Annotated in this window: 26 protein-coding genes; 15 read left to right on the forward strand and 11 right to left on the reverse strand. The window is 66.3% G+C overall.

The window, feature by feature from the left end:
• Positions 1 to 68 precede the first annotated feature (68 nt).
• Positions 69 to 818 carry a deoxyribonuclease IV gene (locus tag IC40_RS0109155; protein ID WP_030134425.1) on the forward strand — a complete coding sequence of 250 codons (750 nt, stop codon included), beginning with the start codon at positions 69 to 71 and terminating at the stop codon, positions 816 to 818.
• A gap of 61 nt (positions 819 to 879) precedes the next feature.
• Positions 880 to 1941 (forward strand): phosphatase PAP2 family protein, encoded by a 1062-nt coding sequence (locus IC40_RS0109160; protein WP_030134426.1) that lies wholly within the window; start codon positions 880 to 882, stop codon positions 1939 to 1941.
• A gap of 9 nt (positions 1942 to 1950) precedes the next feature.
• Here the strand turns inward: IC40_RS0109160 and IC40_RS0109165 are convergent, their stop codons facing one another.
• Together IC40_RS0109165 and IC40_RS0109170 are read right to left on the reverse strand one after the other, a co-directional pair.
• Complete coding sequence (locus IC40_RS0109165; protein WP_030134427.1) at positions 1951 to 2547, reverse strand: TetR/AcrR family transcriptional regulator; 597 nt, start codon at positions 2545 to 2547, stop codon at positions 1951 to 1953.
• 2 nt (positions 2548 to 2549) lie between these two features.
• Positions 2550 to 2885: a cupin domain-containing protein gene (locus tag IC40_RS0109170; RefSeq protein ID WP_030134428.1), complete on the reverse strand. Its 336-nt coding sequence runs from the start codon at positions 2883 to 2885 to the stop codon at positions 2550 to 2552.
• Between the two features lie 62 nt (positions 2886 to 2947).
• Here IC40_RS0109170 and IC40_RS0109175 point away from each other — a divergent pair, with 62 nt between their 5' ends.
• From IC40_RS0109175 to IC40_RS0109190, 4 genes are read left to right on the forward strand one after another with little or no spacing between them, the layout of a single operon-like run.
• Positions 2948 to 4567: an acyl-CoA dehydrogenase family protein gene (locus tag IC40_RS0109175; RefSeq protein WP_030134429.1), complete on the forward strand. Its 1620-nt coding sequence runs from the start codon at positions 2948 to 2950 to the stop codon at positions 4565 to 4567.
• Positions 4564 to 5490 carry a crotonase/enoyl-CoA hydratase family protein gene (locus tag IC40_RS0109180; RefSeq protein ID WP_030134430.1) on the forward strand — a complete coding sequence of 309 codons (927 nt, stop codon included), beginning with the start codon at positions 4564 to 4566 and terminating at the stop codon, positions 5488 to 5490. The genes IC40_RS0109175 and IC40_RS0109180 overlap by 4 nt, the downstream gene beginning before the upstream one ends.
• Entirely contained in the window at positions 5490 to 6203 is a 714-nt protein-coding gene (locus IC40_RS0109185; protein WP_030134431.1) for a PaaX family transcriptional regulator C-terminal domain-containing protein, read from the forward strand. The genes IC40_RS0109180 and IC40_RS0109185 overlap by 1 nt, the downstream gene beginning before the upstream one ends.
• Positions 6200 to 6973 carry a crotonase/enoyl-CoA hydratase family protein gene (locus IC40_RS0109190; protein ID WP_030134432.1) on the forward strand — a complete coding sequence of 258 codons (774 nt, stop codon included), beginning with the start codon at positions 6200 to 6202 and terminating at the stop codon, positions 6971 to 6973. The genes IC40_RS0109185 and IC40_RS0109190 overlap by 4 nt, the downstream gene beginning before the upstream one ends.
• Positions 6974 to 6982: 9 nt before the next feature.
• Here IC40_RS0109190 and IC40_RS0109195 read toward each other — a convergent pair whose 3' ends face one another.
• From IC40_RS0109195 to IC40_RS0109205, 3 genes are read right to left on the reverse strand one after another with little or no spacing between them, the layout of a single operon-like run.
• Positions 6983 to 7381 carry a DUF3060 domain-containing protein gene (locus IC40_RS0109195; protein WP_030134433.1) on the reverse strand — a complete coding sequence of 133 codons (399 nt, stop codon included), beginning with the start codon at positions 7379 to 7381 and terminating at the stop codon, positions 6983 to 6985.
• A 29-nt stretch (positions 7382 to 7410) separates the two neighbouring features.
• Positions 7411 to 8025, reverse strand: coding sequence for a M15 family metallopeptidase (locus IC40_RS0109200; RefSeq protein ID WP_234411700.1), 615 nt, complete (start codon positions 8023 to 8025; stop codon positions 7411 to 7413).
• 57 nt (positions 8026 to 8082) lie between these two features.
• The gene (locus IC40_RS0109205) at positions 8083 to 8460 is read right to left on the reverse strand and encodes a DUF3060 domain-containing protein (RefSeq protein ID WP_030134435.1); all 378 of its coding nucleotides are present in this window, start codon (positions 8458 to 8460) and stop codon (positions 8083 to 8085) included.
• A 162-nt stretch (positions 8461 to 8622) separates the two neighbouring features.
• Here IC40_RS0109205 and IC40_RS0109210 point away from each other — a divergent pair, with 162 nt between their 5' ends.
• The 5 genes from IC40_RS0109210 to tuf all read left to right on the forward strand — a co-directional run bounded on the left by IC40_RS0109210 (position 8623) and on the right by tuf (position 13890).
• Positions 8623 to 9210: a TetR/AcrR family transcriptional regulator gene (locus IC40_RS0109210; protein WP_030134436.1), complete on the forward strand. Its 588-nt coding sequence runs from the start codon at positions 8623 to 8625 to the stop codon at positions 9208 to 9210.
• Positions 9211 to 9526: 316 nt separating this feature from the next.
• Positions 9527 to 9901, forward strand: a complete 375-nt coding sequence (rpsL, locus tag IC40_RS0109215) for a 30S ribosomal protein S12 (protein ID WP_019514018.1) — start codon at positions 9527 to 9529, stop codon at positions 9899 to 9901.
• Positions 9901 to 10371, forward strand: a complete 471-nt coding sequence (gene rpsG, locus IC40_RS0109220; RefSeq protein ID WP_018601866.1) for a 30S ribosomal protein S7 — start codon at positions 9901 to 9903, stop codon at positions 10369 to 10371. Before rpsL ends, rpsG begins: the two co-directional genes overlap by 1 nt.
• A 61-nt stretch (positions 10372 to 10432) precedes the next feature.
• The gene (gene fusA, locus IC40_RS0109225; RefSeq protein WP_030134437.1) at positions 10433 to 12535 is read left to right on the forward strand and encodes an elongation factor G; all 2103 of its coding nucleotides are present in this window, start codon (positions 10433 to 10435) and stop codon (positions 12533 to 12535) included.
• A gap of 164 nt (positions 12536 to 12699) precedes the next feature.
• Entirely contained in the window at positions 12700 to 13890 is a 1191-nt protein-coding gene (tuf, locus tag IC40_RS0109230; protein ID WP_019514020.1) for an elongation factor Tu, read from the forward strand.
• 63 nt (positions 13891 to 13953) lie between these two features.
• Here the strand turns inward: tuf and IC40_RS0109235 are convergent, their stop codons facing one another.
• The 4 genes from IC40_RS0109235 to IC40_RS0109250 all read right to left on the reverse strand — a co-directional run bounded on the left by IC40_RS0109235 (position 13954) and on the right by IC40_RS0109250 (position 20220).
• Entirely contained in the window at positions 13954 to 16221 is a 2268-nt protein-coding gene (locus tag IC40_RS0109235; RefSeq protein WP_051644295.1) for a sensor histidine kinase, read from the reverse strand.
• A gap of 116 nt (positions 16222 to 16337) precedes the next feature.
• Positions 16338 to 17018 carry a response regulator transcription factor gene (locus tag IC40_RS0109240; protein ID WP_030134439.1) on the reverse strand — a complete coding sequence of 227 codons (681 nt, stop codon included), beginning with the start codon at positions 17016 to 17018 and terminating at the stop codon, positions 16338 to 16340.
• Positions 17019 to 17104: 86 nt separating this feature from the next.
• A complete protein-coding gene (locus IC40_RS0109245) occupies positions 17105 to 17764 on the reverse strand; it encodes a response regulator transcription factor (RefSeq protein ID WP_030134440.1) in 660 nt (219 codons plus the stop codon).
• 167 nt (positions 17765 to 17931) lie between these two features.
• The gene (locus tag IC40_RS0109250; RefSeq protein ID WP_030134441.1) at positions 17932 to 20220 is read right to left on the reverse strand and encodes a sensor histidine kinase; all 2289 of its coding nucleotides are present in this window, start codon (positions 20218 to 20220) and stop codon (positions 17932 to 17934) included.
• A 143-nt stretch (positions 20221 to 20363) separates the two neighbouring features.
• Here IC40_RS0109250 and IC40_RS0109255 point away from each other — a divergent pair, with 143 nt between their 5' ends.
• Together IC40_RS0109255 and IC40_RS0109260 are read left to right on the forward strand one after the other, a co-directional pair.
• A complete protein-coding gene (locus IC40_RS0109255) occupies positions 20364 to 21194 on the forward strand; it encodes an SHOCT domain-containing protein (RefSeq protein WP_030134442.1) in 831 nt (276 codons plus the stop codon).
• An 81-nt stretch (positions 21195 to 21275) separates the two neighbouring features.
• Positions 21276 to 22127 carry a mycofactocin-coupled SDR family oxidoreductase gene (locus tag IC40_RS0109260; RefSeq protein WP_030134443.1) on the forward strand — a complete coding sequence of 284 codons (852 nt, stop codon included), beginning with the start codon at positions 21276 to 21278 and terminating at the stop codon, positions 22125 to 22127.
• Here the strand turns inward: IC40_RS0109260 and rocD are convergent.
• Together rocD and ddaH are read right to left on the reverse strand one after the other, a co-directional pair.
• The gene (gene rocD / locus IC40_RS0109265) at positions 22114 to 23334 is read right to left on the reverse strand and encodes an ornithine--oxo-acid transaminase (RefSeq protein ID WP_030134444.1); all 1221 of its coding nucleotides are present in this window, start codon (positions 23332 to 23334) and stop codon (positions 22114 to 22116) included. The genes IC40_RS0109260 and rocD overlap by 14 nt on opposite strands.
• Positions 23331 to 24179, reverse strand: a complete 849-nt coding sequence (gene ddaH / locus IC40_RS0109270; RefSeq protein WP_030134445.1) for a dimethylargininase — start codon at positions 24177 to 24179, stop codon at positions 23331 to 23333. The genes rocD and ddaH overlap by 4 nt, the downstream gene beginning before the upstream one ends.
• Positions 24180 to 24299: 120 nt before the next feature.
• Here ddaH and IC40_RS0109275 point away from each other — a divergent pair, with 120 nt between their 5' ends.
• Both IC40_RS0109275 and IC40_RS0109280 read left to right on the forward strand, forming a co-directional pair.
• Positions 24300 to 24737, forward strand: coding sequence for an Rv2324 family transcriptional regulator (locus IC40_RS0109275; protein WP_234797798.1), 438 nt, complete (start codon positions 24300 to 24302; stop codon positions 24735 to 24737).
• A 35-nt stretch (positions 24738 to 24772) separates the two neighbouring features.
• Positions 24773 to 25963 (forward strand): NAD(P)/FAD-dependent oxidoreductase, encoded by a 1191-nt coding sequence (locus tag IC40_RS0109280; RefSeq protein WP_030134447.1) that lies wholly within the window; start codon positions 24773 to 24775, stop codon positions 25961 to 25963.
• The last annotated feature ends 56 nt before the right edge of the window (positions 25964 to 26019 follow it).

A 26019-nucleotide genomic window follows, 5' to 3' on the forward strand; every position in this document is an offset into this window, starting at 1 on the left:
CAACAGATGCACATTCGACGTGACGCCGCCCCCGTAGGCCCGTCGGTGCGCGCGCCTAGACTGGCCGCGTGCTCATCGGATCGCATGTGAACCCCGACGACCCGCTGGCCGCGGCCGCCGACGAGAACGCCGACGTGGTGCAGTTCTTCCTCGGTAACCCGCAGAGCTGGAAGAAACCCAAGCCCCGCGAGGATGCCGAAGCCCTCAAGGCCGCGGCCGTCCCGCTGTACGTACACGCGCCGTACCTGATCAACGTGGCTTCGGCGAACAACCGGGTGCGCATCCCGTCCCGCAAGATCCTGCAGGACACCTGCGATGCCGCCGCCGAGATCAACGCGACCGCGGTGATCGTGCACGGCGGGCACGCCGACGACAACGACATGGAGGCCGGGTTCGAGCGCTGGGCCAAGGCGCTGGACTACCTGGAGACCGACGTGCCGGTGTACCTGGAGAACACCGCGGGCGGCGACCATGCGATGGCGCGTCATTTCGACACCATCGGCCGGTTGTGGGAACGCATCGGCGACAAGGGGATCGGGTTCTGCCTGGACACATGCCACGCATGGGCGGCCGGTGAGGCACTCATCGACGCGGTCGACCGGATCAAGGCCATCACCGGCCGCATCGATCTGGTGCATTGCAACGACTCCCGCGACGCGGCCGGCTCCGGCGCCGACCGGCACGCCAACTTCGGTACCGGGCAGATCGATCCCGACCTGCTGGTGGCCGTCGTGAAGGCCGCCGATGCCCCGGTGATCTGCGAGACGTCCGAGGACGGCCGCAAGGATGACATCGCGTTTCTGCGCGACAACATCTGACACCACACCGCAACCTCGGGCAAACGCCGGGTGACCAGCAGGTGAACTAGGCTCCCGTAACGTGGCCACGATTGACGAGGAACAGTCGATCGTTTCGCTGCCGGACGGTACCGACCGTCGGCCTCAGCGCCTGCGGTACCTGCGCTACGCCGCGATCGCGATCTGGGCGGGCGTCGTCATCTATCGCACGGTGACCGACGGCTTCGCGTTCAACCGCGAGCTGCTGCTGGTCTATATCGGCACCGGTCTGATGGCGGCCAGCATCGGTCAGGGTCGTGCGGTGCTCTACGTCATCCGCGACTGGTTGCCTTTTGCGTTGCTGCTGATCGCCTACGACCTGAGCCGCGGGGCGGCAGATCTGGTCGGCAGACCGACGATGTGGCACTGGCAGGCCGACGCCGATCGATGGATGTTCTTCGGCCATATGCCGACGGTGTGGCTGCAGGAGCGACTCAAGCTGCCCGAGCCGCCGCTGTGGGAAGTGCTCATGAGCTCGGTGTACATGTCCTTCTTCATCCTGCCGTATGTCATTGCCGGCGTGCTCTGGCTGCGCAACCGCGACGAGTGGAAGAGTTTCGTCAAACTGTTCGTTGGCCTGAACTTCGCAGGCCTGCTCATCTACGCGCTGGTGCCCGCGGCGCCGCCGTGGGCCGCCGCACGGTGCACCGCGGCCGATGTGGCCGGGGGACCGTCGGGACCGGAGTGCATGTTCGGTTCCGCGCGTGGTGTGCCCGACGGCGGGGTGTTGGGCGCGATGAGCACCAGCATGGACGGCGCCAACGAGTGGATCGAACGCATCGTCGCGCGGGGCTGGCGCGCGCTGGATCTGCACACCGCAACGGCTCTGCTCGACCAGGGCCAGGCCAGCGTCAATCTGGTCGCGGCCATCCCGTCGTTGCACGCCGGCATGTCGGCCGCTCTGGCCGCCTTCCTATGGACCCGGCTGAGCCGGCGCTGGCGGCCGGTGCTGATCGCCTATCCGCTGGTGATGGCGTTCACCCTGGTCTACACCGCCGAGCACTATGTCATCGACGTCCTGCTCGGCTGGGGGCTGGCCGCGGTGGTGTTCTACGGCCTGCGGGTGCACGAAACGCGCCGCGCCGCGTCCATCGCGGTGGGCTGACCGAACCGCTCAGACACCGGCCGCGGCGATGACCATATCGGCCAGCACGGCGAGGTCGGCCTGCGCGCGCTCGTCGTCGGGGTCACAGGCGTACTGCATCGTCAGCCCGTCGACGCCGGCCAGGATGAGCCGCGCCAGCTGGTCGCAACCGACCGCGCTGTCCTCACCTGCGTTGGTGGCCGCACTCTGGCACCACTGCGCGATGGCCTCGGCGTAGCGCTGGTACTCCCATTGCGCCAGATGCTCCAGACCCGGCTGCCGCAGTGCGTAGTTGACCAGTTCGAATTGCATCAGCTGGGAGTCGACCTGTCCGATGACCAACTCGGACCAGAAGACCGTCAGCCCCTGTCGGATGGCATGTGCCAGCCCCCGGTCGACGTCGACGCTGGCGGTGAGGACGGTCGAGATCTGCTCGATGACGTCCTCGATGACGGCCCGCAGCAGCAGTTCCTTGCTGGGGAACACGTACTGCAATGTGCCGAGTGGCACCTCGGCTTCGGCGGCGACGGCGCGCAGCGCGGTGGCCGCGACACCCTGACGTGACATGACGGCGCGTGCTGCTGCCACGAATTGCTTGCTGCGTATGGACGCCTCGACGTAGGGCATGGCTAGGTGAGGTAGATCTTGCGCAGGGTCTCGGTGACCGTCCACGTGGTGTGAGCGCCGGCGGCGAGACGCCCGACGTCGCCGGCTCGGAGCTCCAGGGTGGGGGAGCCGTCGGCGAAGTCGACGGTGGCGGCGCCGCTGAGCACGACGAAGATCTCGTCGGCCTCGATGTCGGTCATGGTGCCGACGGACATCTCCCAGACGCCGACCTCCAGGCCGCCGAACCGGGTGAGCGCGGACGCCGCGGTGCTCGGATCGCCCGCGACCGATTGCCCGGCGGGCACCGGCTCATGGTCGAGCGGGAGGTCGACGGCGTGGACGACGGTGTTGGGTTGCACCGCACGAGTATGCACCTGTTACGTATCTTGTGCAGTTGTCGAGAAAATGTAACAGTGTCCGTATGGCCACTCATGTCGTCACCAATCAGGTCCCGCCGCTGCGCGACCATAATCCCGCCTCATCACCGGTGCTGATGGAGGCGCTCGTCCGCGAGGGCGGCGGCTGGGGCGCCGACGAGATCACCGAGCTCGGGGCGCTCAGCGGCACGGACAAGGCTCAGCGCTGGGGCGAGCTCGCCGACCGGCACCGTCCCGAGTTGCACACCCATGACCGGTACGGGCACCGCGTGGACGAGGTCGAATACGACCCGGCCTATCACGAGCTGATGAACGTCGCGGTCGGCCACGGCTTGCACGCCGCGCCGTGGGCCGATGACCGCGCCGGATCGCATGTGGTGCGGGCGGCCAAGACCTCGGTGTGGACGCCGGAGCCCGGCCATATCTGCCCGATCTCGATGACCTATGCCGTCGTACCCGCGCTGCGGTTCAATCCGGAGCTGGCCGCCGTCTACGAACCCCTGCTGACCAGCCGGGTCTACGACCCCGAGCTGACGGTGCCGAGCACGAAAGCCGGTATCACCGCGGGAATGTCGATGACCGAGAAGCAGGGTGGCTCCGATGTCCGGGCCGGCACCACCGAGGCGGTGCGCAACGCCGACGGCAGCTACACGCTGACCGGTCACAAATGGTTCACCTCGGCTCCGATGAGTGATGTGTTCCTGGTCCTTGCCCAGACCGCGCAGGGCGTCAGCTGCTTCTTCCTGCCCCGGGTGCTGCCCGACGGCACCCGTAACCGGATGTTCCTGCAGCGTCTGAAGAACAAGCTGGGCAACCACGCCAACGCCTCCAGTGAGGTCGAGTACGACGGCGCGACGGCGTGGCTGGTCGGCGAGGAGGGCCGCGGGGTCAAGACCATCATCGAGATGGTCAACCTCACCCGGTTGGACTGCACACTCGGCAGTGCTACCAGCATGCGCACCGGTCTGGCCCGCGCCGTGCACCACGCGCAGTACCGAAAGGCATTCGGCGCCTACCTGATCGACCAGCCGCAGATGCGCAACGTGCTGGCCGACCTCGCCGTCGAGGCCGAGGCGGCCACCATGTTGGCCATGCGGATGGCCGGCGCCACCGATGCCGCGGTACGCGGTGACGAACGGGAATCGCTGTTGCGCCGCATCGGTCTGGCGGCTGCCAAGTACTGGGTGTGTAAGCGCGCCACCCCGCACGCCGCCGAGGCGATGGAATGCCTCGGCGGCAACGGCTATGTCGAGGATTCCGGCATGCCGCGGCTCTACCGGGAGGCCCCGCTGATGGGCATCTGGGAAGGGTCGGGAAATGTCAGCGCGCTGGATACGCTGCGCGCGATGGCCACCCGGCCGGAATGTGTCGACGTGCTGTTCACCGAACTTGCGCAGGCATCGGACCCCCGCCTGAACGCCCATGTGGCACAGCTGAAGACCGCGCTCGGCGACTTCGCCGATATCGAGTACCGGGCGCGCAAGATCACCGAGGACATCGCGCTGGCATTGCAGGGTGCGCTGCTGGTGCGCCACGGGCATCCGGCTGTCGCCGAGGCCTTCCTGGCCAGCCGCCTCGGCGGACAGTGGGGCGGGGCGTTCGGCACCCTGCCGACCGGATTGGACCTGGCACCGGTGATCGAGCGCGCGATGGTCAAGGGATGAGCGTCGACTCGCTGGAAACCATGCCCTTGAAGACGATGACCTACGAGGTGACCGACCGGATCGCCCGGATCACCTTCAACCGCCCCGACAAGGGCAACGCCATCGTCGCAGACACCCCGGTGGAGTTGGCGGCCTGCGTCGAGCGCGCCGACCTCGACCCGAACGTGCATGTCATCCTGGTTTCCGGTGCCGGAGAGGGGTTCTGCGCGGGATTCGACCTGGGCGCCTACGCCGACGGATCATCATCGCCGGGTAACGACTACCGCGGCACGGTGCTCGATGGAAAGACCCAGGCCGTCAACCACCTGCCAGACCGGCCCTGGGATCCGATGATCGACTATCAGATGATGAGCCGGTTCGTCCGCGGCTTCGCCAGCCTGATGCACTGTGACAAGCCGACGGTCGTCAAGATCCACGGTTACTGCGTGGCCGGCGGCACCGATATCGCGTTGCACGCCGATCAGGTCATCGCGGCATCGGATGCCAAGATCGGCTACCCGCCGATGCGGGTGTGGGGTGTTCCCGCGGCCGGGTTGTGGGCGCACCGACTCGGTGACCAGCGCGCGAAAAGGCTGCTGTTCACCGGGGATTGCATCACCGGGGCGCAGGCCGCCGAATGGGGGTTGGCCGTGGAGGCGCCCGAGCCCCAGGATCTCGACGAGCGGACAGAACGGCTCGTCGCGCGCATCGCTGCCATGCCGGTCAACCAACTCATCATGGCCAAGCTCGCCTGCAATACCGCACTGCTGCAGCAGGGTGTCGCCACCAGCAGGATGGTGAGCACCGTCTTCGACGGTATCGCCAGGCACACCCCGGAGGGGCATGCCTTCGTCGCCGATGCCGTCGAGCACGGTTTTCGCGAGGCGGTCCGCCACCGTGACGAGCCGCTCGGCGACCACGGTCGCCGCGCGTCCGGAGTCTGATGCGGCTGACTGCGCGGTCGGTGGTGCTGAGCGTGCTGCTCGGCGCGCACCCGGCGTGGGCATCGGCAGCCGAGTTGATCACGCTGACATCCGATTTCGGCATCCGCGAGTCGACGCTGCGGGTGGCGCTGACCCGGATGGTCGGGGCAGGGGACCTGGTGCGTTCGGCCGACGGGTATCGGCTCTCGGATCGGCTGATGGCCCGCCAGCGCCGACAGGATGCGGCGATCGAACCGCGGGAACGTGACTGGGACGGGGTGTGGACGACGGTGGTGATCACCCGGGTGGGTGCCGATGCCCGCAGCCGCGCAGAACTCCGGAATATGTTGGCGCAAAATCGCTTCGGCGAACTGCGCGACGGGGTGTGGCTGCGGCCGGACAATCTGGAGGTGGCGCTACCTGCCGACGTGCTGGCCCGGACGAGGGTGTTGCACAGTCGTGACGATGATTCCGCCGGGTTGGTGACGCAGTTGTGGGATCTGGATGGTTGGGCAACCGAAGGTACCCGCCTGATCGACGAGATCGACAGCGCGGAGGACGTCCCCACGCGTTTCGTCGCCGCCGCGGCGATCGTGCGCCAGCTACTGACCGACCCGGTCCTGCCGGCCGACCTGCTGCCGGCCGGCTGGCCGGGGGAGCGGTTGCGCCGCGCCTACCGGAACTTCGCGGCCGAACTGGTCGCGCGGCGCGACGAGAAAGTGGAGGCGATATGAGCGCGGAGACCGGTTCGGTACGGGTGGAGCGCAATGGGCCCGTGACGACGGTGATCATGAACAGGCCCGCCGCACGCAATGCCGTCGACGGGCCGACCGCGGCAGAACTGTATGCGGCTTTCGAGGAGTTCGACGCCGATCCGGACGCCGCGGTGGCGGTGCTCTGCGGCGACAACGGAACATTCTGTGCCGGAGCAGATCTCAAAGCGATGGGCACCCCGCGCAGCAACCGGGTACGCCCCGACGGGCCAGGGCCGATGGGCCCGACGCGAATGGTGCTGTCCAAACCGGTGATCGCGGCGGTCAGCGGATATGCCGTGGCGGGCGGCCTGGAACTGGCGCTGTGGTGCGACCTGCGCGTGGTCGAACGAGATGCCGTGTTCGGGGTGTTCTGCCGGCGGTGGGGAGTCCCGCTGATCGACGGCGGCACGGTGCGGTTACCGCGGCTGATCGGACACAGTCGGGCGATGGACCTGATCTTGACCGGACGCGCGGTCGATGCCGACGAGGCGCTGCAGATCGGGTTGGCCAACCGGGTGGTACCCACTGGTCAGGCGCGTGCGGCGGCCGAAGAGTTGGCGGCCCGGCTCGCCGCGCTGCCACAGGGCTGTATGCGCGCCGACCGGCTCTCGGCACTGCACCAGTGGGGTGAAACCGAGTCTGTGGCAATGGCTTTCGAGTTCGACAGCCTGGAGAAAGCATCGGCCGAGCTGCTGGCCGGTGCCAAGCGGTTCGCCGACGGAGCGGGCCGGCACGGTGAGCAGGCCTGAGCTGTCGGGCTAACCCTTGTCGACCTTGTTGCCGCTGCCCAGATCCTCGATCTTCGGGTCCCCGGCGAGGTAGACGACGGTGTTGTCCAGGCCGACCACGCTGATCTTGGTCTCCACGTTGTCCAGCGTGATCTTGTTGTCCGCACCGCCCACGTTGACGCTCGAGCACGTCCCCTTGACCGTCAGCACGTTGTTGGACCCACCGATGTTCAGCGACTTGCCCTCGGCGCAGTCGATATCGGCGGTGGTGCCCACCGACCCGTAATTGATGGTGTTGCCGATCTGGACCTGCGCACCCGAGGTGCCCGCCGTGACCGACGCCCGGCCCGACTCGTCACCGGATCCGCACGCGGTCAAGCCCAGTGCGAGCAGAACCACCGCCGATACTCCGACGATCTGAGTGCGCATGCTTCCTCGATTCTCTTGGATGTGTGCGGCTAGCCGAGCGGCACGTTGATGATCGGTCGCGGCGCTCCGGCGCCGGGGCCATCGAAATGCCACCACTCACCGTCGTACACCGACAAACCGCCGGCGGCCATGGCCGCACGCAGCACGGCCCGGTTGTGCTGTGCGGCCTGGCTCACACCGGCGGTGGCGTAGGCCAGCGCGTCGGGGGTGAAGGAGTCGAAATCGGTGCCCATATCGGTCAGACCCGTCGCGCCATAGGTCGTGACGTCCACCGACCGGCCGGATTCGTGGCTCTTGGAATAGTCGCCGGGGCGAGCCACCCACGCCGGATTCGAGACGACCTCGAACATCCGTACCTGCACGTCATGCGGCCGGTAGCAGTCCCAGAACACCAGCCGCAGGCCTTGCGCGCGCAGTTGCGCGGCGGCCACGGCCAAACCCTGTGCCAGCGACTCGTGCACCAGGCAGCGGGCTCCCTGCGGGTACAGCGGCACCCCCACGAAGTTGTTCGGGGTGGCATAGCGCAGATCGATCAGGGCGTCGGGTACGGCGGCGCGGACGTCGATGAACCCGACGGCGCGGGCCGCGGCCGATACCGGGGGCACCGGTTGCGCGCCGGCCGCCGGGGACAGCTCGGGAGTCACAGCGAGGCCACCTATTCCGCACAGCAGGGCGAACAGTGTGAGGAGTCGGCGCACGGGTCAGGCGGGTGCCCAGTTGATCCGGTTGGTCATCCCCAGTTCGCGACCGCGGTCGATCAGTGCGGGCGCGCCGTTGTGGTAGATGACGGTCTGGTCGTACCCGTAGACGGTGATGTCGTTGACGACATTGTCGGCGACGACGATGTTCGACGAACCCTGCAGCGTCACCGCCCAGCAGCTGCCCTTGGCGTAGATGGTGTTGCCGGTGCCGTTGACAAGCAACGTCGCGTTGTTGCAGTCCAGCGTCTGGGTGATGCCCTGACCGGTGATGTGGGTGTCGCCGTTCTTGGCCTCGGCGGCAGGGGCGCCGGCCAGCGCCATGGCTGCGGCAAGGACACCCGCGGTCGCGGACCGGCTACGGACTGAGAGGCTCGCCATGGGTCAACAGCGTACGGTGCCGCGCCGCGGTCGTGGCAGGTCTGCGCCTAATCGCCGTCGGATCGTGTGACCGAGCTGAATCCGGTCCCGGTGAACTAGAGTCATTCGTCAGCCTCGCTAAAGATGTAGCCGGGGACGGGTGGGACTTCGGAAGGGGTAGCGATGGCAACGCGGGCGACCAAACTGAGCCGCGACGCCATCGTCAGCGCCGCGCTGGCGTTCCTGGACCGTGAGGGCTGGGACGCGTTGACCATCAACGCGCTGGCAACGCAGCTCGGCACCAAGGGCCCGTCGCTGTACAACCACGTGCAGAGCCTGGAAGACCTCCGCCGAACGGTGCGTATGCACGTGATTCAGGACATCATCGGCATGTTGCGGGCGGTCGGGGAGGGGCGCACCCGCGATGACGCGGTGGTCACCATGGCCAGCGCCTACCGCAGTTACGCCCACCACCATCCGGGTCGCTACTCGGCGTTCACCAGGATGCCGCTGGGCGGTGACGATCCGGAGTACACCGCGGCGGCCAGGGAGGCCGCGGGGCCGGTGCTCGCGGCGCTGGCTTCCTACGGATTGGCCGGCGATAACGCGTTCTATGCGGCCCTGGAATTCTGGTCGGCGCTGCATGGTTTCGTCCTGTTGGAGATGACCGGGGTGATGGACGATATCGACACCGACGCGGTCTTCACCGATATGGTCTTGCGGCTCGCAGCGGGCATGCAACAGCGGGAGCCGCAGCCGGGGCTCCGGTAGGCTCGAAGTTGGGTGCTGCGACGGGCGTAGCGTCTGACCTGCGATAAGGCCGCTACGCACGGGTTTGGTTCGGCGCGCCCACCCCTGGTATCGTGGAGCCTCGTGCCTGGCTGTCAGGGGGCACATGTGTCCGCTTTGTGGACCGCATCCCCTGCAGGTCGGGCGAATTCGTGTGTCTTCGTACGTCTGTCGGATGCATCGGGGCGAAAGCCGTGGTGCAGGCGCGTGCGACACGCCCGAACGCGGGGGACGCGATCGGGCGAAAACTGCAGTACAGAGACTTAGAAGTTCGAATAGCAACACAGAAAGCCGGTACATGCCAACCATCAACCAGCTGGTCCGCAAGGGTCGCCGCGACAAGGTCGCCAAGGTCAAGACCGCGGCCCTCAAGGGCAGTCCGCAGCGTCGCGGCGTGTGCACTCGCGTGTACACCACCACCCCGAAGAAGCCGAACTCGGCGCTTCGCAAGGTCGCCCGCGTTCGCCTGACCAGCGCGGTCGAGGTCACGGCCTATATCCCCGGTGAGGGCCACAACCTGCAGGAGCACTCGATGGTGCTGGTCCGCGGCGGTCGTGTGAAGGACCTCCCGGGTGTGCGCTACAAGATCATCCGCGGCTCGCTGGACACCCAGGGTGTCAAGAACCGCAAGCAAGCACGTAGCCGTTACGGCGCCAAGAAGGAGAAAAGCTGATGCCGCGCAAGGGCCCCGCGCCGAAGCGTCCGTTGGTCAACGACCCCGTCTACGGGTCGCAGCTGGTCACCCAGCTGGTCAACAAGGTGCTGCTGGACGGTAAGAAGTCGCTCGCCGAGCGCATCGTCTACGGCGCTCTCGAGCAGGCTCGGGACAAGACCGGCACCGATCCCGTCGTCACTCTCAAGCGCGCGCTCGACAACGTCAAGCCCGCCCTCGAGGTGCGCAGCCGCCGTGTCGGTGGCGCCACCTACCAGGTGCCCGTCGAGGTGCGCCCGGACCGGTCCACCACGCTGGCGCTGCGCTGGCTGGTGAGCTTCTCCAAGGCGCGTCGTGAGAAGACCATGGTCGAGCGCCTCGCCAACGAGATCCTCGATGCGAGCAACGGCCTCGGCGCCGCGGTCAAGCGTCGCGAGGACACGCACAAGATGGCCGAAGCAAACCGGGCCTTCGCGCACTACCGCTGGTGATCTTGTCCCTTTTGGGCACACCGGATAGCAATCAAGCAAGCGAAAGAGTGGGAATCTAGCCGTGGCACAGGACGTGTTGACCGACCTCACGAAGGTCCGCAACATCGGCATCATGGCGCACATCGACGCCGGCAAGACGACGACGACCGAGCGCATCCTCTTCTACACCGGTATCAGCTACAAGATCGGTGAGGTGCACGACGGCGCCGCGACGATGGACTGGATGGAGCAGGAGCAGGAGCGGGGTATCACCATCACCTCGGCTGCGACCACCTGCTTCTGGAACGACAACCAGATCAACATCATCGATACGCCGGGTCACGTCGACTTCACCGTCGAGGTGGAGCGTTCGCTGCGCGTGCTCGACGGTGCCGTTGCCGTGTTCGACGGCAAGGAAGGTGTCGAGCCGCAGTCCGAGCAGGTCTGGCGGCAGGCCGACAAGTACGACGTTCCCCGCATCTGCTTCGTCAACAAGATGGACAAGCTGGGCGCGGACTTCTACTTCTCGGTGCAGACCATGAAGGATCGCCTGGGCGCCAACGTCATCCCGATCCAGCTGCCGATCGGCTCCGAAGGAGACTTCGAGGGCGTCGTCGACCTGGTCGAGATGAAGGCCAAGGTGTGGAGCGGCGAGACGAAGCTCGGCGAGAAGTACGAGACCGTCGACATCCCGGCCGATCTGCAGGAGAAGGCCGAGGAGTACCGGACCGCGATGATCGAGGCCGTCGCCGAGACCGACGACGACCTCATGGAGAAGTACCTGGGCGGCGAAGAGCTGACCATCGAGGAGATCAAGGGTGGCCTGCGCAAGCTGACCATCACCTCGGCGGCCTACCCGGTGCTGTGCGGTTCGGCGTTCAAGAACAAGGGCGTGCAGCCCATGCTCGACGCCGTCATCGACTACCTGCCCAACCCGCTGGACGTTCCGGCCGCCGAGGGACATGTCCCCGGCAAGGAAGACGAGATCATCTCTCGTAAGCCGTCGGCCGACGAGCCGTTCTCGGGCCTGGCGTTCAAGGTCGCCACGCACCCGTTCTTCGGCAAGCTGACCTACGTGCGCGTGTACTCGGGCAAGGTCGACTCCGGTGCTCAGGTCATCAACTCGACCAAGGGCAAGAAGGAGCGGCTGGGCAAGCTGTTCCAGATGCACTCCAACAAGGAGAACCCGGTCGACACGGCCAGCGCGGGTCACATCTACGCGGTCATCGGGCTCAAGGACACCACCACCGGTGACACCCTGAGCGATCCGAACAACCAGATCGTGCTGGAGTCGATGACCTTCCCGGATCCGGTCATCGAGGTCGCCATCGAGCCCAAGACCAAGAGTGACCAGGAGAAGCTGGGCACGGCCATCCAGAAGCTGGCCGAAGAGGACCCCACCTTCAAGGTGCACCTGGATCAGGACACCGGCCAGACCGTCATCGGCGGTATGGGTGAGCTGCACCTGGACATCCTGGTCGATCGGATGCGTCGCGAGTTCAAGGTCGAGGCCAACGTCGGCAAGCCGCAGGTGGCCTACCGCGAGACGATCAAGCGGGCCGTGCAGAACGTCGAGTACACCCACAAGAAGCAGACGGGTGGCTCGGGCCAGTTCGCCAAGGTCATCATCAACCTGGAGCCGTTCGAGAGCGAAGACGGCGCCACCTACGAATTCGAGAACAAGGTCACCGGTGGCCGCATCCCGCGTGAGTACATCCCGTCCGTGGATGCCGGTGCGCAGGACGCGATGCAGTACGGCGTGCTCGCCGGCTACCCGCTGGTGAACGTGAAGGTCACCCTGCTCGACGGCGCATACCACGACGTCGACTCGTCGGAAATGGCCTTCAAGGTGGCCGGTTCCCAGGCCCTGAAGAAGGCTGCCGGACAGGCGCAGCCGGTCATCCTGGAACCGATCATGGCCGTCGAGGTCACCACGCCCGAGGATTACATGGGTGACGTGATCGGCGACCTGAACTCCCGCCGTGGTCAGATTCAGGCCATGGAGGAGCGCAGCGGTGCGCGCGTCGTCAAGGCGCAGGTGCCGCTGTCGGAGATGTTCGGCTACGTCGGCGACCTCCGGTCGAAGACCCAGGGCCGGGCTAACTACTCCATGGTGTTCGACTCGTACGCTGAAGTTCCGGCGAACGTGTCGAAGGAGATCATCGCGAAGGCGACCGGAGAGTGAGAATCGAGGCCGCCCGCGGCCGAGGCTCGGAGCGATCCGGGTGCCGAGCAGACGGCCACGCTAAGGCGACCGGAGAGTAATCCCCGGTGGTCTTGGCAGACCACACAACTGAACATCATCAATCTGCTTTGTAAGAGCACCAACAAGTCCAGGAGGACACAGAAGTGGCGAAGGCGAAGTTCGAGCGGACGAAGCCGCACGTCAACATCGGGACCATCGGTCACGTTGACCACGGCAAGACCACGCTGACCGCAGCAATCACCAAGGTGCTGCACGACCAGTACCCCGATTTGAACGAGTCGCGCGCATTCGACCAGATCGACAATGCGCCCGAGGAGCGTCAGCGCGGTATCACCATCAACATCTCCCACGTGGAGTACCAGACCGAGAAGCGTCACTACGCGCACGTCGACGCCCCCGGTCACGCTGACTACATCAAGAACATGATCACCGGTGCCGCGCAGATGGACGGCGCCATCCTTGTGGTCGCCGCCACCGACGGCCCGATGCCCCAGACTCGTGAGCACGTGCTGCTCGCGCGCCAGGTCGGCGTGCCCTACATCCTGGTCGCGCTGAACAAGTCCGACATGGTCGACGACGAAGAGCTGCTCGAGCTCGTCGAGATGGAGGTCCGCGAACTGCTGGCCGCTCAGGACTTCGACGAGGAGGCCCCCGTGGTCCGCGTCTCGGCGCTCAAGGCGCTCGAGGGCGACGAGAAGTGGGTCAAGTCGGTCCAGGAGCTCATGGCTGCTGTCGACGAGTCGATCCCGGACCCGGTTCGCGAGACCGAGAAGCCGTTCCTCATGCCCGTCGAGGACGTCTTCACCATCACCGGTCGTGGCACCGTGGTGACCGGTCGCGTCGAGCGTGGCGTGATCAACGTCAACGAGGAAGTCGAGATCGTCGGCATCCGCCCGGAGACCACCAAGACCACCGTCACCGGTGTCGAGATGTTCCGCAAGCTGCTCGATCAGGGCCAGGCCGGTGACAACGTCGGTCTGCTGGTTCGTGGCATCAAGCGCGAAGATGTCGAGCGTGGCCAGGTCGTCGTGAAGCCCGGCACCACCACCCCGCACACCGAGTTCGAGGGCAGCGTCTACATCCTGTCCAAGGACGAGGGTGGCCGCCACACGCCGTTCTTCAACAACTACCGTCCGCAGTTCTACTTCCGTACCACGGACGTGACCGGCGTGGTGACCCTCGCCGAGGGCACCGAGATGGTGATGCCCGGTGACAACACCGACATCTCTGTCAAGCTGATCCAGCCGGTCGCCATGGACGAGGGCCTGCGGTTCGCCATCCGTGAGGGTGGACGCACCGTCGGCGCCGGCCGTGTCACCAAGATCATCAAGTGATCTAGCCTCAACAAATCAGAGCGGCGCTCACCCGAAAGGGTGGGCGCCGCTTTGTTGTTCGGGTCACACGGAGGTGCGGTCGGCTGCAGCTGGTTCGGCGGTGACGGGTTCGGGTACGTCGGCTGCCGCGCACCGCACCGTCAGCCAGGCCATATCTGAGGTGATGGTCAGTTCCAGATCGTCTGCCCCGGCGGGCACGTGCGCGTGCAGACCGGTGGTGTCCTGGAGATCAGGACACACGATGCTCGCGGTGAGACCGTCCCGATCGCTGGTCAGTGCGATGCGTGCCGACGTGCGCGACAGTCCGAGGGCATAGCTCAGCACGTCGACGACGCGATCGATGGCGTGCTCATCGAGAGCGGGCACCGCACCGTCAACGTGCACCGAGACGTCGATCCCGCGGCTCTCGGCATTGTCGATGGCGGGCCGAAGCCGTTGCAGCAATGGATGATCGAAGCTTGCCGACTGGTCGAAAAGTACGCGCATGTGCTGACATTCCACGCGGGCCTTGCGGCGGAACGTCTCATCGAGCGGTTGCATGGTCGTCAACTGCTCAAGGAGCGGAACGACATTCGCGATCAGCTGCGCGTAACGACGGTTGTACTCTGCCGACAGTGCCTGCGCGACCTGATCTCTGGCCAGCAGCTGCACGCCGCGCACGGTCTCGGTGTGCGCCGCGGTCCCGGCGTCGGCAAGCAGACCGTAGATGAGCAGAACCCATACCTGGACGGTGAGGATGCTGGCGGTACCCAATCCGATGTTCACCAGCGTCTCCGCGCTCGGATTGCGGATCAACACCGCCACCGCAGGGATCACCCAGTACAGGATCAGGATGACGGCCGCACGCGGTGTCGGCAGCTTCAAGAGCAACGGCAGCAGGCACCAACCGGTCGCTCCCTGTGACCAGTGTGCCTGGGTGCCCACCGCGTCGGCAGGAATCGACATCGACTGGACGAGCATCAGTATCAGCAGGATGACCATCCCGATGGCCATCGGGATGCCGCGCCGTCCCAGCAACGCGGGCAGCGCGCTGAGAGTACAGGCCACCGCGCCCACGGCCAGCCAGCCCTGTAGTGCGCCGTGGTTCACCGAGAAGGGCGCCGTCGCAAGCACATTCAATACGGCATAGGCTGTCATCACCAGGATGAATCGGGTCCTGGTTCGTGCTATGAGGCGGTCCGGATCTTCGATGTCGGCGGAGCGATTTGCGTCGGCAAATTCCAGCTCGACGGTGGTACCCGCGCTGGGGCTTGAGTCTATCGTCGCGGTCCCACCACACTGCGTCATCCGCCCATGCACCGACGCCGAAAGGCCGAACCCGGCCGGAGTCATCCCGGCGTCGAAACCCACACCGTCATCAGTGAATCTGACTCGGCGCTGGTCGACATCGATGGTCACCAAGGTCGCCCGGGCATGCCTGTCTACATTGGTCAACGCCTCCCGGCTCGCAGCGATGACCGCGTTGGCGATGGGACCGTCCAGCCACATCTCGGCTCGGCCGGTGAACCGTACCGGCGTGGCCAGATGAGCGGCGAGGTCACGCAGCGCACCGACGAGTTCGGTGAGTCCCGCCGGGGGTTGTACCGGTTCGCGAGCGAGGACCGCCAGATCACGGCGGGCCTGTTCGGCAAGCCTGACGGCTGGAACGTCGGCGTCCTGGCCCGCCAGTAGCAGTGTCGAGGCCACCGTGTCATGGAGCAACCGGGTCTGCTCACGGTCGTAGGCGCGTACGGCGGCGCTGACGGTCTCGGCGATCTCGGCGGCTTTCCTGGCGTTGCGGGCACTGTCGACGGCGCCCGCCACCCGCAGGACGACGAACCGCATCACATACGACGCGGCCCATTGCAGTGCGAAGTAGTACAAGTTGAAGATCTCTTGGACGTGTGACCAGCCGATCACCTGGGCGGACCCGTAGGCGTACGCCGTGGCGATCGTCAACGTCATCGGTAGTGAGACGCGGGCAGGCAGCGAGAGCGTGAAGGAGATGACGGCTGTACCGGCGATGGCGACCGGCGCGCAGTTGGATCGGTGGAAGTCAGGCCCGGACACCAGCAGCGGGACAGCCATGCACACGGCCACGGTGACGAGGAAATCCGCTGCGATCAGCGCGCGCCGCGGTGACCGGGTCAGCAGGCGGTATATGGACCAGCCGCCGATGCCGATCAGCAGCAGTCGGCCCGCCGGTGCCGCCATGTCGGTCAGGTCCACGGCCACCGTCAGCGCGACAAGGACGTTGGCGGCGTGCCGCATCAGGAACGCGGCCGTACCGGTTCGTTCGAGGATATGGCGCCGCGCGGAATCCCGTGCGGCGCCCAGCGATATGGTGCTCACCTGGTCAGGAACAAGACGACGACCCCCCGGTTGCGTATTGCCGCATGGTAACGACGCGTCAACCGCTGTGCTGTCCTCCCTTTGACGTAATCACCGCAGCGGGCCTGCGATTCGCGTCACAGGTCGTCGACGTTGATCATCCCGTCCTGGATGGCGCGCGCAACCAACGCGGCCTTGGTCGGTGCCGGTCGGCCGGCGGCGGCGTACTTGGCCCGGATACGTTGCAGATGTGTGCGCACGGTGGCAGGGGAGATGAACAATCGCTGGCCGACGAGGTCCTTGCTCTCGGTCTGGAACCAGGCCACCAACACCTCGCGCTCCCGTGCGGCCAGCGCAGGCCGGCCCGCACGGGAGTCGCTGTGCAGGGCACCCGCCATCCGTGGCCCGACATAGGCAGTGTCGGTGCCGGCAGCGCGGATTGCGTCGATCAGGTGGCGTTTGCCCTCTGACTTCACCAGGTAAGTGACGGCGCCGTAGTCGAGGCACTGCAGGATCACCTCGTTGTGTTCCAGATGCGAGTAGACGACGACCCGGTGGCCGGCGTCAGCTATCCGGGCTATCGCTGCGAAATCTGGCTTTCGGCTGGTGAGTTCGAGATCCAGCACCACCGCCTGCACGTCGGCCGACGGGTGCGGGTGAGCCGCGAGGAAGGACTCGGAATCGAAGTAGCAGTCAGCTACCGCAATCGGAGGATCGGCGGCCGCACACCAGGATCGCACACCGCTGTGGATGACGTCATGGTCGTCGACGACGGCGATGGACAGCGTGGCGGTCGAGAGATCGGAACGGTCAGGCAATGCGGTAGCTCCCCCGGTGGTGACGACGCAAGGTGGTGACGACGCAAGGTGGTGACGACGCAGCACTATCGCATGAGCATCGGCGGCTACAGATCCTCGATGCTCAGGATCCCGTCCTGCACCGCGCGCGCGATCAGCGCCGCCTTGGTGGGTGCGGGCCGTCCGACCGCAGCATACTTCGCCCGGGCGCGTTGCAGATGCGTTCGCACCGTGGATGGTTCGATGAACAGTCGCTTCGCGACGAACTCCTTGTTCTCGGTCTGGAACCAGGCGATTAGCACCTCGCGTTCGCGGGTGCTCAGGCCGGGTCGTCCCACGGTCCGGTCGTTGAACAGTGCCTTGGCCATCCGCGGCCCCACATACGGGGTGTTGGCCCGCGCCGCGTAGATGGCGTCGAAGAGGTGCTGCTTGTCCTCACTCTTGGCCAGGAAAGTGCTGGCGCCGGCGTCGAGGCTGGTCAGGATCACCTCGTCGGTGGCCATATGTGAGTAGACGATCACCCGATGCCCGGCCTCGCAGACCTCGCTCAGGGTGTCGAACTCCGGCTGGAAGCGGTCGTACTGCAGGTCGAACACCACGACCTCGATATCGTGGCCGCCCTCGGGGTAATCGGTCAGGAATGTCTTCGGATGGTTGTATTCGGCGACGAGTTGTATCGGCGGATCTTGTTCGGCAAACCACGCCCGCACGCCGGCGTGGATCACGTCATGGTCGTCGATCAACACCACCGACACGGCGTCTGTCATGCTCCCCGCCCTGCGACTTACCGTCTCCATCATGTATTTCACCCAAGAATCAGCGTTCCAGCAAGTGGTCCGCACCCCGTCCCCGTGAGAGGACTGTACTACTCGCGCGCGCGTTTTGTTGCCCAAGATGAAGTTATGGCTAACTGAATTGTCGCAGCGGTAGATATTCAGGCGATATCGACGCGCTCGGCGTCGGCGGCGATCGCGTTGTCTTCCCGTTCCAGAAACCGGTGGTGGACACTCACCCAGATGGTGTCGTCGATCTCGGTGACCTCGATCCGCGGTGTGTCCGGGCCGCCGGGATGGGAGGTGATGTCGGTACCGCTGCTATCGCAGATGATGCTGGCGACGACCTCATCGGGTGCCGAAACCAACCCCACCCTGGCATGCCGGGCGGCCGTCGCCAGCGTGGCGGCCACCGGTTCCAACAACCGGCGGCGCTCCTCGGCGGCGAGCTCGGGCAGCTCGTGGTCGGTGTTCAGCGACACCACCACCCCGCGCTGGTCGGCGGCCTCGATGGCGGGGCGCAGGTCGGCGACCAGCGGATTGCCGGTGGTGCGGGCCTGGTAGATGTAGAGCCGGAGGCGGCGCGACTCGATACGCGCGCGCCACCGGGTATCGGCGTCGATGGTGCCGGTGCTGAGGGTCTGCAGCAGCGGGAAGACGCCCTGGATCAGTTCCGAATTGCGCCGCATGTAGTCCTCGTGCAGCGCTTGGGCGATACGTCGCTGGGCATCCTGAGCCCAGCGCTCCCGGCTCTCCTGCACGGCGGTGGCGTGGGCGCGCCGCAGCCACGCCGGGAACGCCAGGACCAACAGCTGCACGACGAACACCCCGGCGGTGTGCAGAGCGAGGTTGAATGCCGCCGCCATGCCCGGATACTGGACGAAGTTCAGTATGCCGGTGGTCAGCCAGAACAGCACCATCACCGACACCGAGATCTGCCAGGGTCTGCGCAGCAGGTAGGGCAGGACGCACAGCGTGGTCGCGGCCAGGGTCCACTGGATGGGGCTGCCGAGTTGATCGTCGGGCAGCAGCAGGGACTGTGCGCCGACCACCACACCCATGGTGGCCATGGCGGGGACCGTCAGATCGGGCGCGCGGCCGAGAACAGTGGGCAGCGCACCGAGGGCCACCAGCACCGCGATCGCGCCGAGGACCAGGTGCACAATCGGATCAGGGGTGCGAAATGCCGTGTTCGGCACCGCAACCGCGAGCTGCAGCACGGCGATCGCGATGATCGCGATACCGAATCGGACCAGGATGCGCTCGGTCAACTGGTCGACATACGCGGGTAACGGATCGTCGGCCGCTGTGCGTGTGCGATTCCAGGTGAGGGTGATGGCGGTGCCTTCGCCGGGTGCCGAGCGCACCGATGCGTTGCCCCCGGCGCGACGCATCCGGCCGACGATCGATTCGGCAACCCCATGGCCCAGGCTGGTGCGCATCGGGTCGAAGCCGACGCCGTCATCGGTGACGACGATGCGCGACGGTGTGATGTCGATCGTGATTCGTGTTGCGCGCGCGTGGCGTTCGGCGTTGTTCAGCGACTCGCGCACCACCGCGACGACGGCATGGGCGGACCTGCCCGCCAGGACGAGTTCGGGCACCCCGGTGAGATCCACCGGGGTGCTCACATGTCCTATCTCGGCCCGCAATGCCGCGACGATGTCGATCTCGGCATGCGGCGGAGCGCCAGGATTGTCCTGCGCCAGCAGAGCCAGGTCGCGTCGGGCCTGCGCGGCAATGCGGTCGGGGGAGATCTTGGCGCCCTCGCCGACGAGGTGCAGGGTGGAGGCCGCGGTGTCGTGCACGAGAGCCATGTGTTCGAGTTCGTTGTCGCGCATCGCCGCGGTGAGGGCATCGCGCAGGGCGGCTTCGTTGTTGGCGCTGCGCGCCTGGTCGACGCGGCGCGCGACGGAGCGTGCGGTCAGCAGCAGTGCGGTGGTGGCCACCCACTGGATGGGCAGCACGTAGTAGATCGTCGGCAGGTGGGCAACCCCGGCCCAGCCGATCACCTGCGCGCAGCCCGCGGCATAGGTCGCCGTGATGGCCAGTGCCGCAGGCAGACTCCATTTCGGTGGCGCGGCAAGGGCGACACAGATGACCCCGGTGCCGGCGATCACCTGCGGGACGGAGTTGGTGTAGAGCAATTGTGGGTCGAAGCCGAACACCGGGACGGTGGCAGAGACGGCCAGCACGTACCCGAAATCGATGGACAGTTGCAGCGGTGCCGTGGACCGGGTCAGTAAGCGGTAGATCGCCCACCACACCAGCAGCGCCAGCCCGATGACACCCACCGAGCTCTCTGGTGTGCCGGGTAGGAGCAGTGCGCTACCGCAGGCGACGAGGGTGGCGCAGTTGAGCAGGATGACTGCGATTTCCTGTGCACCGTTGACGACCTGCCGCTCGGACACGTCCGCTGCGAGGTCGTGGCCGCTCCTGGGCACAGGCATGTTCTTACCAAACATTCACGTCTAGGTCAGCCATATGGCCGACATCGCCATATGTTAGGGGCATCCGCAGAGCCTGTCCTGCGCTGCGGGTGATGCTCGTCTCCGTCCCATTACGCTGTGCCCGTCGAGGTGAGGAGCGTGCGATGGTGTGGCGTTACGTGAAAGCCCAGGCCTGGGTTCTGCTGTGCGGTGGACTCGTGGGGCCGATCTTCCTGGCCGTCTACTTCGGCACCGGCCAGAGCGAGCTGATGAAGTGGATGTTCTGGGTGGGCCTGTTGATCACCGCGATCGACGTGTTGGCCGCTCTAGGCCTGGCGACGTACGGGGCCAACGTGCAGGCCCGCACCGAGGCGCTGGAGGCCGACGGGGTGCTGGCGCTGGCCACGATCACCGGCTTGGCCGAGACGAACACCCGCATCAACGATCGACCGCTGGTGCGTCTGCAGTTGAACATCGCCGGGCCCGGCATCGCGCCGTTCGCGGCCGAGGATCAGGTGATCGCGGGGGTGGACCGGTTGCCGATGCTGACGGCACGTCGGTTGGTGGTGCTGGTCGATCCCGCGACGCACAAGTTCCAGATCGATTGGAACAGGTCGGGTTTGATCAACGGTTTGATGCCTGCGACGTTCTCGATCGCCGAAGACAACCGGACCTACGATCTGTCCGGCCAGGTGCAACCGCTGATGGAGATCCTGCAGATCCTGAAGGCCAACGGTATCGGGATGAACAGCATGGTGGACTTGCGTGACAATCCCGTCGCGCGCGCACAGGTGCAGGCCGTGGTGCGTCGCGCGGCCGCCCAGCGTGCGGCGGCACCCGAACCGCCGGCAGGCACTACCGCCGCGCCGCCGCAGCCCACTCCCTCGATCAGTACCGCCCAGCGGTTGCAGGAGTTGGAGACATTGCGCGCGACCGGCGCGATCACCGACGAGGAGTACACCGCCAAACGCCGGCAGATCATCGCCGAGTTGTAGCGCGCGGAAATACTAGAACACGTTTCAGTTTGGCTGCTAGCCTTGGCCCTCGTGAGTTCGGCGTACGAGGGAGGACCGGTCATGGCGGCAGAGAAGGCACTCGAGGGCCGGGTGGCATTCGTGACCGGGGCCGCGCGCGGCCAGGGACGTGCGCACGCGGTGCGGCTGGCCAACGAGGGTGCCGACATCGTCGCCTCCGACATCTGCGCGCCGGCGTCTCCGACGGTCACCTACCCGGCGGCCACCCCGGAGGATCTCGCCGAGACGGTGCGCGCGGTGGAAGCAACCGGACGAAAGGTGCTCTCGCGCGCCGTCGATATTCGTGATCTGGAAGCCCAGCAACAACTCGTCGCCGACGCCATCGAACAGTTCGGCCGCCTCGATGTGGTGGTGGCCAATGCCGGTGTGCTGAGCTGGGGCCGGATCTGGGAGCTGACCCCCGAGCAGTGGGACACCGTCGTCGACGTCAATCTCAACGGCACCTGGCGCACCATCCGGGCGACTGTGCCCGCCATGATCGAGGCCGGCAACGGCGGGTCGATCATCATCGTCAGCTCGTCGGCCGGGGTGAAAGCCACCCCCGGCAACGCCCACTACGCCGCGTCCAAGCACGGCCTCACCGCACTGACCAATTCGCTGGCCCTGGAGGTCGGCGAGTTCGGGATCCGGGTCAATTCGATCCATCCGTATTCGATCGACACACCGATGATCGAGCCGGAGGCGATGGGGGCGATGTTCGCCAAGCATCCCAGCTTCCTGCACAGCTTCGCACCGATGCCATATCACCGGGTGACCGACGGCAAGAGCGAAGGACTGGCCGCCTTCATGGCGCCGGAAGAGGTGTCCGATGTGGTCGCATGGCTGGCCGGCGACGGTTCGGCGACCCTGTCGGGCAGTCAGATCGCCGTCGATCGCGGCGTCATGAAGTACTAGCCAGCGCCTCGGCGAATCTGTCCAGCGCCCAATCGATCTCGTCGGCGGTCACCACCAGCGGGGGAGCCAACCGCAGGGTCTGACCGTGCGTGTCCTTGACCAGGACGCCCCGTTCGGCCAGCCGGCGGCTCACCTGTTTGCCGGTTCCCAGTGCCGGGTCGATGTCCACTCCGGCCCACAGGCCCTTCCCGCGGACCGCTCTCACCCCGGGGATCTCGGGCAACCTTGCATGCAGCCGTGCGCCGAGTTCGGTTGACCGGGCCTGGTATTCGCCGGTGCGCAACATCGACACCACGGTCGAGCCGACCGCTGCCGCCAACGGGTTGCCCCCGAAGGTCGAACCATGCTCACCGGGGTGCAGCACGCCGAGGACATCTGAGTCGGCCACCACCGCGGACAGCGGAAGGACACCGCCGCCGAGCGCCTTGCCGAGCAGATACACGTCCGGCACCACACCCCAGTGTGCGCAGGCGAAGGTCTGCCCGGTCCTGGCCAGGCCCGACTGGATCTCGTCGGCGATCAACAGCACGTTGTTCTGTGTGCACAGTTGCCTGACCCTAGGTAGGAAATCGTCGGGTGGCACGATGATGCCCGCCTCGCCCTGGATGGGCTCTAACAGGACCGCGACGGTGTTTGCGCCGATCGCGGCGGCCATCGCATCGGCGTCGCCGAATGGGACGGCACGGAAGCCCGGGGTGAAGGGCCCGAATCCGTCACGCGCTGCCGGGTCATCGGAGAAGCTGACGATCGTGGTGGTGCGACCATGGAAGTTGTTGCGCGCCACGATGATTTCCGCGCCACCGGCCGGAACGCCCTTGACGTCGGTGCCCCACTTGCGAGCGACCTTGATGGCGCTCTCGACCGCTTCGGCACCGCTGTTCATCGGCAGCACCATGTCCTTGTCGCACAGTTGGGCCAGGGCCGCGCAGAACGGGCCGAGTCGGTCGGAGTGGAAGGCTCGGCTCACCAGGGTGAGCATGTCGAGCTGGGCATGCGCGGCGGCGATGATCAGCGGATGGCGGTGGCCGAAGTTCACGGCCGAATAGGCGGCCAGAAAGTCCAGGTAGCGGTTGCCCTCCACATCGGTGATCCACGCGCCCGCCGCCGACGCCGCGACCACCGGTAGCGGTGCATAGTTGTGTGCGACGTGGCGGTCGTCGAGTTCGATGGCCGCCTGGGTGGCGCGGTGGTCGGCGAGCACGCTCATGAAAAGACCTCCAGCGTGCAGCACTTCACCGATCCGCCGCCCTTGAGCAGCTCGGAGAGCTCGATGCCGATGGGTCGGAATCCCGCGTCCCGCAACTGCGCGGCGAATCCCGTCGCGGCCGCAGGCAGCAGCACATGGCGACCGTCGGACACCGCGTTCAGACCCAGGACGAAAGCGTCGGCGGTCCCGACGGTGAGCGCATCGGGAAAGTGGCTGCGCAACAGAGCGAGTGCGCCATCGCTGAATGCCGGCGGGTAGTAGGCGATCAGCGGGCACGGGCCGTCGGTGAGCACCGTGAGTGCGGTGTCGAGATGGTAGAAGCGCGGATCGATCAGCTCCAGGCTCAGCACCGGCAGGCCGGTGATCTCGGCGATCTCGTCATGGGCTCGACGGTCGGTACGGAACCCATAACCCGCCAGCACCATGGTGCCGGCGACCAGGAGATCGCCCTGTCCCTCGTTGCGATGGCGAGTCCGCCGCGGTTGCAGGCCCGCCGCACTCATCCATGCGCTGTAGGCGTCGGCCTCGGCGGCGCGTTCGGGATAGGTGAAGTTGGCGACGATGGCGTGACCGTTGACCACCAGGCCACCGTTGGCGGCGTACACCATGTCCGGCAGACCGGGCACCGGGTCGACCAATTCGACGGTGTGCCCGAGCTCGGTGTAAGTGCGCCTCAGCCCTTCCCACTGCGCGACGGCGCGGCCGACATCGACTCCGATGGTGGGGTCCATCCACGGGTTGATCGCGTAATGCACGGCGAAATGGGTGGGTGCGGTCATGACGAAGCGGCGGGTGCGGGCTCGGCGGGTGGAGTCGATGGCGCTGGTGAGGTCGGAAACCGTCATGACCATGACGATATTGACCGCACATCACGCAATCAATCGCCAAATCTTGCGTTATATAGACGTATACATTGTGCGTGGAGGAGATTGTCGGTGATCCATTGTTCCGAGAAGGGAATGCTGATGGATGAGGTCGATGAGCGCATCATCGCCGAGCTGACCGACCACGCCCGCGCGACCTTCGCCGAGATCGGTGAGCGGGTGAATCTGTCCGCTCCCGCGGTCAAGCGCCGGGTGGACCGCATGCTCGACACGGGCGTGATCCGTGGTTTCACCGCCGTGGTCGATCGCCAGGCGCTGGGCTGGACCACCGAGGCCTATGTCCAGGTGTACTGCCACGGCACCATCGCGCCTGCCGAGTTACGGCAGGCGTGGGTGAACATCCCAGAGGTGGTCAGCGCGGCGACGGTCACCGGCACGGCGGACGCGATCCTGCACGTGCTGGCGCGCGATATGCGACATCTGGAGGACGCGCTGGAACGCATCCGGGCCAGCGCCGATATCGAGCGCAGCGAGAGCATCGTGGTGTTGTCCAACCTCATCGATCGAGGTAGATCCTGACGGGGTAGGCGGACCACACGAGCCGGTGGTGGTGTATGAAGACCCACGTGGCAAATACTGGTGAAATCGTCATCGTCGGCGGCGGCCTGGCGGGTGCCCGCACCGCCGAACAACTCCGTCGCGCCGAGCACGACGGACCGATCACCATTGTCAGCGACGAGCAGCACCTGCCGTATGACCGGCCGCCGCTGTCCAAAGAGGTGCTGCGCAATTCCGATCATGATGTCGTTCTCAAGCCGCAGGAGTTCTACGACGAGGCCCGGATCACGCTGCGGCTCGGCAACGGTGTGACCGCCGTCGACACAGCCGCGAAGACGTTGACGCTGGCCGATGGCTCGACGCTCGGATACGACGAGCTCGTCATCGCGACCGGCCTTGAGCCCAAGCGGATTCCGTCATTCCCCGATCTCGAGGGCATCCGGGTACTGCGTTCGCTCGGCGAGAGCGCCGAGTTGCGTGAGCATGCCTCGAGCGCCCGCAAGGCGGTCATCATCGGTGCCGGTTTCATCGGCTGCGAGGTCGCGGCGAGCCTGCGCCAGCTCGGCGTCGACGTCGTGATCGTCGAGCCGCAGCCCACCCCGCTGGCCTCGGTGCTCGGTGAGAAGATCGGTGCGCTGGTCACCCGGCTGCACGAGGCCGAAGGTGTGCAGGTCCGCTGCGGTGTCGGCGTCGATTCGGTGTCCGGTGACGGCAAGGTCGAGAAGGTGGTGCTCTCCGACGGCACCGAACTGGACGCCGACATCGTCGTCGTGGGTATCGGATCGCGTCCGGTAACCGGCTTCCTCGACGGCAGCGGTGTCGAGGTGGACAACGGTGTGGTGTGCGACTCGGCCGGTCGTACCAATGTCGAACACGTGTGGGCCATCGGCGATGTGGCCTCGTGGCGGAACGAGGCGGGGCATCAGGAGCGCGTCGAGCACTGGAGCAACGTCGCCGAGCAGGCGCGCGTGCTGGTGCCCGCCCTGCTGGGCCGGGAGCCCGCGTCGGCGGCCGTCTCCGTTCCCTACTTCTGGAGCGATCAGTACGACGTCAAGATCCAGTGCCTCGGTGAGCCTGCCGCCGATGATGTCGTGCACCTTGTCAGTGATGACGGCCGCAAGTTCCTTGCCTACTACGAGCGCGATGGTGTGCTCACCGCGGTGGTCGGCGGCGGGATGCCCGGCAAGGTGATGAAGGCGCGCGGCAAGATCGCCGCGGGCGCCCCCATCGCAGACGTCCTCGACTGATGAGCCTGCGATTTCGGTGAGTATGCGTGCGGTGAGCGTACGCATCCTCACCGAAA

It is taken from the genome of Mycolicibacterium neoaurum ATCC 25795, assembly GCF_000691525.1.
Lineage (GTDB): Bacteria > Actinomycetota > Actinomycetes > Mycobacteriales > Mycobacteriaceae > Mycobacterium > Mycobacterium neoaurum.

Bases quoted from the DNA above. Each gene is read 5' to 3' on its own strand.
- IC40_RS0109165 (WP_030134427.1), bottom strand. From the start codon at position 2,547: ATGCCCTACGTCGAGGCGTCCATACGCAGCAAGCAATTCGTGGCAGCA.
- IC40_RS0109175 (WP_030134429.1), top strand. From the start codon at position 2,948: ATGGCCACTCATGTCGTCACCAATCAGGTCCCGCCGCTGCGCGACCAT.
- IC40_RS0109180 (WP_030134430.1), top strand. From the start codon at position 4,564: ATGAGCGTCGACTCGCTGGAAACCATGCCCTTGAAGACGATGACCTAC.
- IC40_RS0109185 (WP_030134431.1), top strand. From the start codon at position 5,490: ATGCGGCTGACTGCGCGGTCGGTGGTGCTGAGCGTGCTGCTCGGCGCG.
- IC40_RS0109190 (WP_030134432.1), top strand. From the start codon at position 6,200: ATGAGCGCGGAGACCGGTTCGGTACGGGTGGAGCGCAATGGGCCCGTG.
- IC40_RS0109195 (WP_030134433.1), bottom strand. From the start codon at position 7,381: ATGCGCACTCAGATCGTCGGAGTATCGGCGGTGGTTCTGCTCGCACTG.
- IC40_RS0109205 (WP_030134435.1), bottom strand. From the start codon at position 8,460: ATGGCGAGCCTCTCAGTCCGTAGCCGGTCCGCGACCGCGGGTGTCCTT.
- IC40_RS0109210 (WP_030134436.1), top strand. From the start codon at position 8,623: ATGGCAACGCGGGCGACCAAACTGAGCCGCGACGCCATCGTCAGCGCC.
- rpsL (WP_019514018.1), top strand. From the start codon at position 9,527: ATGCCAACCATCAACCAGCTGGTCCGCAAGGGTCGCCGCGACAAGGTC.
- rpsG (WP_018601866.1), top strand. From the start codon at position 9,901: ATGCCGCGCAAGGGCCCCGCGCCGAAGCGTCCGTTGGTCAACGACCCC.
- IC40_RS0109245 (WP_030134440.1), bottom strand. From the start codon at position 17,764: ATGACAGACGCCGTGTCGGTGGTGTTGATCGACGACCATGACGTGATC.
- IC40_RS0109250 (WP_030134441.1), bottom strand. From the start codon at position 20,220: ATGCCTGTGCCCAGGAGCGGCCACGACCTCGCAGCGGACGTGTCCGAG.
- IC40_RS0109255 (WP_030134442.1), top strand. From the start codon at position 20,364: ATGGTGTGGCGTTACGTGAAAGCCCAGGCCTGGGTTCTGCTGTGCGGT.
- IC40_RS0109260 (WP_030134443.1), top strand. From the start codon at position 21,276: ATGGCGGCAGAGAAGGCACTCGAGGGCCGGGTGGCATTCGTGACCGGG.
- rocD (WP_030134444.1), bottom strand. From the start codon at position 23,334: ATGAGCGTGCTCGCCGACCACCGCGCCACCCAGGCGGCCATCGAACTC.
- ddaH (WP_030134445.1), bottom strand. From the start codon at position 24,179: ATGACGGTTTCCGACCTCACCAGCGCCATCGACTCCACCCGCCGAGCC.
- IC40_RS0109275 (WP_234797798.1), top strand. From the start codon at position 24,300: ATGGATGAGGTCGATGAGCGCATCATCGCCGAGCTGACCGACCACGCC.
- IC40_RS0109280 (WP_030134447.1), top strand. From the start codon at position 24,773: ATGAAGACCCACGTGGCAAATACTGGTGAAATCGTCATCGTCGGCGGC.